Source organism: Nonomuraea sp. NPDC049141, assembly GCF_040648415.1.
Taxonomy (GTDB): Bacteria; Actinomycetota; Actinomycetes; order Streptosporangiales; family Streptosporangiaceae; genus Nonomuraea.
On sequence record NZ_JBEZDR010000103.1, the window covers coordinates 1 to 3209 of the forward strand.

The window sequence follows — 3209 nt, forward strand, 5'->3', positions numbered from 1 at the left end:
GGACCATGCCGATCGGGGTCTCCACCGCGTCGGCGCGCCCCTCGATCCGCTCGATGATCCACTTGAGCACCCGGGAGTTCTCGCCGAAGCCGGGCCAGAGGAAGTTGCCCTCCGGGTCCTTGCGGAACCAGTTGACGTAGTAGATCTTCGGCAGCTTGGACTCGTCGCCGTCGGTGCCCTTGCCCATCTCGATCCAGTGCCGGAAGTAGTCGCCGGCGTGGTAGCCGATGAACGGCAGCATGGCCATCGGGTCGCGGCGGACGACGCCGACCGCGCCGGAGGCGGCGGCGGTGGTCTCCGAGGAGAGCGTCGCGCCCATGTAGACGCCGTGCACCCAGTCGCGGGCCTCGGTCACCAGCGGGATGGTGTCCCGGCGGCGACCGCCGAAGAGGATCGCGTCGATCGGCACGCCGTTCGGGTCGTAGTAGTCCTCGGCGAGGATCGGGCACTGCGTGATCGGGGTGCAGAACCGGCTGTTCGCGTGCGAGGAGAGGCTGTCGCTCTCCGGCGTCCAGTCGTTGCCCTTCCAGTCGACCAGGTGCGCCGGCGGCTCGCCCATGCCCTCCCACCAGATGTCCCCGTCGTCGGTCAGGGCCACGTTGGTGAAGATGGAGTTGCCGCGGTCGAGCGTGCGCATCGCGTTGGCGTTGGTCTTCCAGTCGGTGCCGGGCGCGACGCCGAAGAGGCCGTACTCGGGGTTGACCGCGTAGAGGCGTCCGTCGGGGCCGAAGCGCATCCAGGCGATGTCGTCGCCGATGGTCTCGACCTTCCAGCCCGGGACGGTCGGCTCCAGCATCGCCAGGTTGGTCTTGCCGCAGGCCGACGGGAAGGCCCCGGCGACGTGGTAGACCTTGCCCTCCGGCGAGGTGATCTTGAGGATGAGCATGTGCTCGGCGAGCCAGCCCTCGTCACGGCCCATCACGCTGGCGATCCGCAGCGAGTAGCACTTCTTGCCCAGCAGCGAGTTGCCGCCGTAGCCGGAGCCGAAGGACCAGATCTCCCGGCTCTCCGGGAAGTGCGAGATGTACTTCGTCTCGTTGCACGGCCACGCCACGTCCTGCTGGCCCGGGGCGAGCGGCGCGCCGATGGAGTGCAGCGCGTGGACGAAGTCCGCGTCGTCGCCCATGGCCTCCAGGACCGTGGCGCCCATCCGGGTCATGATGCGCATGGAGGCGACCACGTACGGGCTGTCGGTGATCTCGACGCCGAACATGGGGCTCTCGGCCTCGACCGGGCCCATGCAGAACGGGATGACGTACATGGTGCGCCCGCGCATGCAACCGCGGTACAGCTCCGTCATCGTCCGCTTCATCTCGGCCGGCGCCATCCAGTTGTTGGTGGGGCCGGCGTCCGCCTCGTCGACGGAGCAGATGAAGGTGCGCTCCTCGACCCGGGCGACGTCCGTCGGGTCGGTGCGCGCGTAGAACGAGTTGGGCTTCTTCTCGGGGTTGAGTCGGATCAGGGTGCCGGCCTCGACCAGCTCGTCGGTGAGTCGACGCCATTCCTCGTCGGACCCGTCCACCCAGACGACACGGTCGGGGGTGGTCAGTTCAGCGACCTCACGGACCCAGGCGAGCAGTTTGGGGTGGGACGTCGGGGCCTGATCGATACCCCGAACGGTAGCCGGAGCAACCATGACACATCTCCTTGGTGGTCGACGCTGACCGATCTATGGGATGCACGAGTCTTGACGGCGCCATGCGTCGTCTTCGTGGAAACCTGGGATTGGCCTCAGCGTAAACCGGGCGAGGTCACCAGTCAGTGGGACTGGTTGTGAAGAACTGCACAAGCTGCGGTCACGCTGCGGCATCACGAGCTAATACCCGCTTTCACGCGCAGTTTCACGCAAATGCTCTGGTGAAACCTCACACCCCCGCCAGCGGCGTCCCGTCGACGGAACCCACCGAACCGCCCCGCCGCGTCGTCGATCTCGTTACGCTCTGTCCACAGGCGCACACCCGGACAGGTGGTCCGTCGTTGCTACCCGTGCGGGGTGCCGCCAGCCGGTAGGCTCGCGTCGTGGCCGCGACGATGACCGGGGAGCCCGGCTCCCGGCAGACCCGCACGGGTCTGGTCCACTCGCTGGTGGACCGTTTCGGCCATCTGGTCCGCGAGCTGAGCAAGTTCGCCACCGTGGGCGGGGTCGCCTTCCTGATCGACTTCGCGCTCTTCAACTACCTGACGAGCGTGCGGGGCGTCGAGCAGGTCACCGCGAAGACCATCTCGACGGTGATCGCGGCGACCGTCGCGTTCGTCGGCAACCGGTTCTGGACGTGGCGCCACCGCAAGCGCTCCAACCCGGCCCGCGAGTACGCGCTGTTCTTCTTCTTCAACGGCGTCGGCCTGGGGATCGCCGTGGCCTGCCTCGCGATCAGCCGCTACGGCCTGGGCAGCATCTGGCCGGAGGTGTTCCAGACCCCGCTGGCGGACAACATCGCCAGCTTCATCGTCGGGACCGGCCTCGGGACGCTGTTCCGGTTCTGGTCCTACCGACGGTTCGTCTTCGTCGAAGCGGGAACTCCCACCGTTCCGGAAGAGAAGGACGACCGAGACCACCGGGCGTGACCTCCCGCCCACCCCGTCCCGGCCGGAGCCTGCCGGCCCCGCCCACTGCCCTAAGGTGTTCCGCATGCGTCTTGTCCGTCTGCTGCCTGAGCGCTGGCAGAAGTTCATCCACGAGGCGCTCAAGTTCGGAATCGTCGGCGGCGTCAACACCGTAATCAATTACGCCGTGTTCAACGCGCTCGCACTGACCGTTTTCGTCGACGGTCAACTGAAGGCGACGGTCATCGCGACCGTGGTGGCCACCATCACGTCGTATCTGATGAATCGTCACTGGACGTACCGGGATCGCCCGAAAGCGGCCATGCGGCGCGAGTACGTCCTCTTTTTCCTTTTCAACGGGGCCGGCCTGCTCATCGAGCTGGGCGTCCTGGCCGCCGCCAAGTACGGACTGGGCCTGACCAGCCTGCTCGCCCTCAACGTGGCGAAGACCGGCGGCGTGCTGTTGGCGACGCTGTTCCGCTTCTGGTCCTACCGGACGTTCGTCTTCCAACCGGCACCCGCCCACGCGGCGGACACGTGGCACAGCATTCCGCGCGACGAGTGGGACACGATGGCCGAGATGGACCCGGTGGCCGAGCTGGCCGAGTCGATCTCCGAGCTGGAGGAGTCCGAGCCGCCGCCGGGTGCCGGGCGGCGCGTCCCGC

General features: G+C 67.5%; 3 protein-coding genes. 2 read left to right on the plus strand and 1 reads right to left on the minus strand.

Annotation, left to right across the window (positions count from 1 at the left end; all coding sequences use genetic code 11):
• Window positions 1-1636, minus strand: a 1636-nt coding sequence (locus AB0B91_RS64695) for a phosphoenolpyruvate carboxykinase (GTP) (RefSeq protein WP_358342929.1), incomplete at its 3' end; no start/stop codon positions are given.
• Window positions 1637-2019: 383 nt separating this feature from the next.
• On the opposite strand from AB0B91_RS64695, the gene AB0B91_RS64700 reads away from it, so the two are divergent.
• On the plus strand, window positions 2020-2565 hold the full coding sequence (locus AB0B91_RS64700; protein WP_231925783.1) for a GtrA family protein: 546 nt from the start codon (window positions 2020-2022) through the stop codon (window positions 2563-2565).
• A gap of 64 nt (window positions 2566-2629) precedes the next feature.
• On the plus strand, window positions 2630-3209 hold a 580-nt coding region (locus tag AB0B91_RS64705; protein WP_358342932.1), incomplete at its 3' end, for a GtrA family protein.